Annotated in this window: 5 protein-coding genes; 3 read left to right on the forward strand and 2 right to left on the reverse strand. The window is 73.6% G+C overall.

What is annotated here, in order from left to right; genetic code table 11:
* On the reverse strand, positions 1–1319 hold a 1319-nt coding region (locus E4099_RS28685), incomplete at its 3' end, for a heavy metal translocating P-type ATPase (protein WP_135342038.1).
* Positions 1320–1434: 115 nt separating this feature from the next.
* On the opposite strand from E4099_RS28685, the gene E4099_RS28690 reads away from it, so the two are divergent.
* Entirely contained in the window at positions 1435–1839 is a 405-nt protein-coding gene (locus E4099_RS28690) for an ArsR/SmtB family transcription factor (protein ID WP_135342039.1), read from the forward strand.
* Positions 1840–2059: 220 nt separating this feature from the next.
* Positions 2060–2470 carry a twin-arginine translocation signal domain-containing protein gene (locus E4099_RS28695; protein ID WP_245245268.1) on the forward strand — a complete coding sequence of 137 codons (411 nt, stop codon included), beginning with the start codon at positions 2060–2062 and terminating at the stop codon, positions 2468–2470.
* Between the two features lie 105 nt (positions 2471–2575).
* On the opposite strand, the gene asnB is transcribed toward E4099_RS28695, so the two are convergent.
* Positions 2576–4501 (reverse strand): asparagine synthase (glutamine-hydrolyzing), encoded by a 1926-nt coding sequence (gene asnB / locus E4099_RS28700; RefSeq protein ID WP_135342042.1) that lies wholly within the window; start codon positions 4499–4501, stop codon positions 2576–2578.
* Positions 4502–4661: 160 nt separating this feature from the next.
* Here asnB and E4099_RS28705 point away from each other — a divergent pair.
* Positions 4662–5262, forward strand: a 601-nt coding sequence (locus E4099_RS28705; protein ID WP_245245269.1) for a TetR/AcrR family transcriptional regulator, incomplete at its 3' end; no start/stop codon positions are given.

Raw genomic sequence — 5262 nt, forward strand, 5'->3', positions numbered from 1 at the left:
GCCGGGCGCCTGGAGGTGCCGTGGAGCAGGCGTGCGGGGCTGCCGACGGCGACGGTGCTGCCGTCGACCGTGGCGGTGACCCCGGTGCCCGGGGCGGAGCCGAAGTCCTCCGCGGGCGGGATGGCCAGGCCCCGGGTGCGGGCGGCGTCCACGATGGCCCGGGCCAGCGGGTGCTCGCTGGGGTGCTCGGCCGCGGCCGCCAGCGACAGCAGCGCGTCCTCCGCCAGGCGGGAGCCGTCGAGGGGCCGGACGTCGGTGACCCGGGGGGTGCCCTCGGTGAGGGTGCCGGTCTTGTCCAGGGCCACCTGGTCGACCTGCCCGAGCCGCTCCATCACCACGGCGGACTTGACCAGGACCCCGTGGCGACCCGCGTTGGCGATGGCCGACAGCAGCGGCGGCATGGTCGCCAGCACCACCGCGCAGGGGGAAGCGACGATCATGAAGGTCATCGCGCGCAGCAGGGTCGGCTGCACGGCGGCGCCGAAGAGCAGTGGCAGCGCGAACAGGGCCAGGGTGGCGGCCACCATGCCGATCGAGTAGCGCTGCTCGACCTTCTCGATGAACAGCTGGGTCGGGGCCTTGGTCTCGGAGGCCTCCTCGACCATGGCCACGATCCGGGCGATCACCGAGTCCGAGGGGTCCCGTTCGACCCTCACCCGCAGCGCGCCGGTGCCGTTGAGGGTGCCGGCGAAGACCTCGTCCCCGGCCTCCTTGGCGACCGGCAGGGGCTCCCCGGTGATGGTGGCCTGGTCGACCTCGCTCGCCCCGTCCAGCACCCGCCCGTCGGCGCCGACCCGCTCACCGGGCCGGACCAGGATGGTGTCGCCGACCCGCAGATCCGCGCTGGGTACGGACTCCTCGCCGCCGTCGCCGGTGAGGCGGGTGGCGGTGGCGGGGGCCAGGTCGAGCAGGCCGCGTACCGAGTCGGCGGTCCGGGCGGTGGCGATGGCCTCCAGGGCGCCGGAGGTGGCGAAGATGACGATCAGCAGCGCACCGTCCAGGACCTGCCCGATCGCCGCCGCGCCGATCGCGGCGACCACCATCAGCAGGTCGACGTCGAGGGTCCTGTCCCTGAGCGCCTGGAGGCCGGCCCAGCCGGGCTCCCAGCCGCCGGTGACGTACACCAGCGCGTACAGCGGTCCCCAGGCCCACGCCGGGGCGCCGAGCAGGTGCAGCGGCAGGGCGATCAGGAAGAGCACCAGGGCGGTGGCCGCCCAGCGGGCTTCGGGCAGGGCGAAGATCCGGGTACGGCGCCGGGTCGGCGCCGCGTCGCGGACGGCGTCGGACGTCCGGGTCGGCTGGGTGAGGGTGGAGGTCATCGCAGCGGTGATCCTTCGTTCGCCTGCGGGGGACCGGGAACGGTCCGGTCCCCTCACCATACAGGAACGTATGAACATTGATTCATGTATTCGCCGGTATCAGTACCATGAATCCATGGGTCATGGAGCCGCTCCCGCGAACACGCCCGTCCCGCGCACCCGTCTGGACGCGGCCGACGCCGCCAAGGTGGCCACCACCCTCCAGGCGCTCGCCACCCCCTCCCGCCTGATGATCCTCGCCCGGCTGCGCGAAGGCCCGCTCGCGGCCACCGAGCTGGCCACCGAGGTCGGCATGGAGCAGTCCGCCTGCTCCCACCAGCTGCGGCTGCTGCGCAACCTCGGCCTGGTGGTCGGTGAGCGGCGGGGGCGGTCGGTGGTCTACTCGCTCTACGACAACCATGTCGCCGAACTCCTCGACCAGGCGCTCTACCACGTCGAACACCTCCGGCTCGGCCTGACCGACACCCCTGCCGCGGCCGCCGGGCCGGGGCGCGAGGAGGTCGGCACCCCGGGCGCCTGAGGGTGCCGCGGGTCGCCGGAGTGTTGTGCGGCACACCCGCGCCCGGCCGGTGCCGGACCGGTGCCGGTAGGCGTCGGGAGGCCGTCGGGCCATCGCGCTGTCGGGCCCGCCCACGCTGTCCGAACCGGCCCTGTGGCAGCGGCTTTTGCGGAGGATCGCATTCACCTACCACCGGAACCCCTTGATCCTTACGATCGGTTGCTGGCTTCAACGAGATGCCATGACCAATGGAGGACACGTGTCCGGGATTTCACGACGTTCACTGCTGGGTTACTCGGGAACCGCCGCGGCGGGAGCGGTCCTCACCTCCGCCGGCTCGGCCCAGGCGGACGAGGGGGCGGAGCACGCGGAGGACAAGAAGGCCGGGGGCACCGGGTCCGGGGAGAGCGTGGCGACCGCGGCCGGGAACACCTTCCCCATGAACACCGTGTTCCGGGCCAGAGCCTCTCTCCCCAACGGCGTCGACGGAGAGCTGGGGATCACCTTCAGCGTGGAGATGATGGACACCCCGGCCGGCCACGAGGTTCCGCCCATCGAGATCGCCAACGCGCTGTCCAAGATCGTCGAAAGCCATGGCTGGCAGCCGATCACCTTCTACGGCACCCCCGCGCCGGTGCCCCTGACCTCCTGACCCGGCCGTCGGGTTCGGCCGCGGCCGGATTCCGTGCCGCCCGGCGGTCCGGACGGGGCGAACCCCGTTCGGCGGCCGGGCGGACCGGGGCGGCGTCCGCCGTCGTCACAGCTCCAGGCGGACCGGGACGCGCCGGAGCCAGTCGTTGAGCAGCAGCGCGGTCTCCATGCCGTAGCGGGCGAGGTAGTCGTCCAGCGCGTCGGCGGCGGGCGCGGTGGCGCGGGCGGCTGCCTCGGTGAGCCAGTCCGGGGCGAGTAGGGCGTGCACCGGCTGGTCGCGGTCGGCGGCCAGCCGGGCGAACTGCTCGCCCACCGCACGGGTGTAGGAGCGGTGCGGGGTGGAGGGGTAGGGGCTCTTGGGACGGTCGGTGACGGCGGCCGGGAGCAGGTCGCGTACGGCAGCCCGCAGCAGGCTCTTCTCCCGGCCGTCGTGGGTCTTCAGCGCCCAGGGGACGTTGTGGACGTACCCGACCAGCCGGTGGTCGCAGAACGGTACGCGGGCCTCCAGGCCGGTGGCCATCGACATCCGGTCCTTGCGCTCCAGCAGGCGCGGCAGGAAGCGGGTGAGCGCCAGGTGCCCGACCTCGCGCATCCGCCGCTCCCGCGGGGAGTCGATCCCGGGGAGGTGTTCGACCTCGGCGAGCGCCTCGTGGTACCGCCGGCGGCGGTAGCCGGCCAGGTCGAGCCGCTCGCGCAGGTCGGGGGCGAGGAGCCGGTCGAGGGCGCGGGCGAAGCCGGGGCCGTGCTCGTCGATCCAGGGGAAGGTGCCCCAGCCGAGGGCCCGGCGGTCGTGGAACCAGCCGTAACCGCCGAAGAGTTCGTCCGCCGACTCCCCGGAGAGCGCCACCGTGGAGTGCCGGCGCACTGCCTTGAACAGCAGGTAGAGCGAGGTGTCGCGTTCGCCGCGGCCGACCGGGAGATCGCGCGCGGTGAGCGCGGCGGTGCGGTACAGCGGGTCGGCGAGGTCGGCCACCGGCAGCACGATGTCGGTGTGCGCGGTGCCGGTGTGCGCGGCGACGGCGTGGGCGTACGGGCGGTCGGGGCTGTACGCGGGCGGGTGCCCCGGGGCGTCCTGAGCGGGAGCCGGTTCGCCCGGGGCGGGGCCGGTGGCGCGGGGGGCTGCCGCAGGCCCCTCGGTGAAGTCGACCGCGAAGGAGGCCAGCGGCCCGGAGTCCTCGGCCGCCAGGTGGCGGGCGGCCAGGGCGGTGATCGCGCTGGAGTCCAGGCCGCCGGAGAGCAGGGTGCAGCGCGGTACGTCGGCGACCAGCTGCCGCCGCACGGTGTCGTCCAGCAGTTCGCGCACGGTGCCGACGGTGTCGGCCGGAGTGTCGGTGTGCTCGGCGGTGGGCAGCGTCCAGTACGCACGATCGCGCAGCCCGCTCCGGGTCAGCCGCAGCAGATGGCCGGGCCGCACCTCGTACATCCCCCGGTACACCGCGTGGCCAGGCGTCTTGGCCAGCGCGAACAGCTCGCGCAGCCCGTCCAGGTCCACCACCGGGGCGGCGCCGGGGTGCGCCCAGATCGCCTTGGGCTCGGAGCCGAAGAGCAGCCCGCCGGGGAGGGGAAGATAGTAGAGCGGTTTGACGCCCAGTCGGTCGCGGACCAGCAGCAACCGCTCCGACCTGGTGTCCCAGAGGGCGAAGCCGAACATGCCGTTCAGCCGCTCGGTGAAGTCCTCGCCCCATTCCAGATAGGCGGTCAGCACCACCTCGGTGTCGCTGCCGGTGCGGAAGCGGTGCCCGCGGCCGGCCAGTTCGGCCCGCAGCTCGCGGTAGTTGTAGATCTCGCCGCTGAAGGTGATCACGGCCTGCGGGGCGTGGCGCGGGGCACCGGCCGGACCGTGCATCGGCTGCTGCCCGGTGGCCAGGTCGATGACGGCGAGCCTGCGGTGCCCCAGCAGCGCGTGGCGTCCGGCCCAGTGCCCCTCGGAGTCGGGACCGCGGCAGGCCATGGTGGCCGTCATCGCGGTCAGTACGTCCTGCCGTACCGTCAGGTCCCGTTCGAAGTCCACCCAGCCCGCCACGCCGCACACCTCGCGCACGCCTCCTTCGCCGGTAGGTCGCCGTGCCCGTGAATCTATGGCATGTACGCGGAGAAGGCGGCGATCCGTGCGTTCCCGGCCGTGCCTCCGGGCCGGCCGGCGGACGTACGCTGGGCCCAGAGCTGGGGAACGGGGGCGGAGGGCGGTTCAGTTGGGTGCGGTGAAGAGCAAACGGGTGCCCCGTGCGGTCCGCGAGCAGCAGATGCTGGACGCGGCGGTACGGATCTTCGCACGGCGCGGCTACCGGGCGGCCTCCATGGACGAGATCGCCGAGTCGGCGGGGGTGTCCAAGCCGCTGGTCTATCTGTATCTCCACTCCAAGGAGGAGCTGTTCACCGCGTGCATCAGACGCGAGGCCCAGTCGCTGGTGACGGCTATCCGCAGCGCGGTGGAACTGGGGGCGACGGCCGACCGCCAGCTGTGGGGTGGGCTGTACGGGTTCTTCTCGCACACCGCGGCACACCCGGACGGCTGGGCCGTACTGCATGTCCAGGCGCGCACCCACGGTGAGCCGTTCGCGCGGGAAGTGGCGGCCATGCGGGCGGAGATCGTGGAGCTGGTGACCCGCCAGATCGAGTCGGCGGCCCGGGAGGCGGGCTGCGCCTCCGAGTCGGCCGTGTGGGGGACCACGGCACTGGCCCAGGCCCTGGTGGGCGCCGCCGAGTCACTGGCGGACTGGGCGGGGTCGGGTACGGCCGCCGGAGGCGGTCCGGAGGCGGGGGCAGGACCGGCCGCGGGGTCGGCCGCGGGCC

Origin of the sequence: Streptomyces palmae (assembly GCF_004684805.1) — a bacterium.
Classification (GTDB): domain Bacteria; phylum Actinomycetota; class Actinomycetes; order Streptomycetales; family Streptomycetaceae; genus Streptomyces; species Streptomyces palmae.

What these genes read in the sequence shown, in the direction of transcription:
- E4099_RS28690 (WP_135342039.1), top strand. Translation starts at nt 1,435, where the DNA reads ATGGGTCATGGAGCCGCTCCCGCGAACACGCCCGTCCCGCGCACCCGT.
- E4099_RS28695 (WP_245245268.1), top strand. Translation starts at nt 2,060, where the DNA reads ATGACCAATGGAGGACACGTGTCCGGGATTTCACGACGTTCACTGCTG.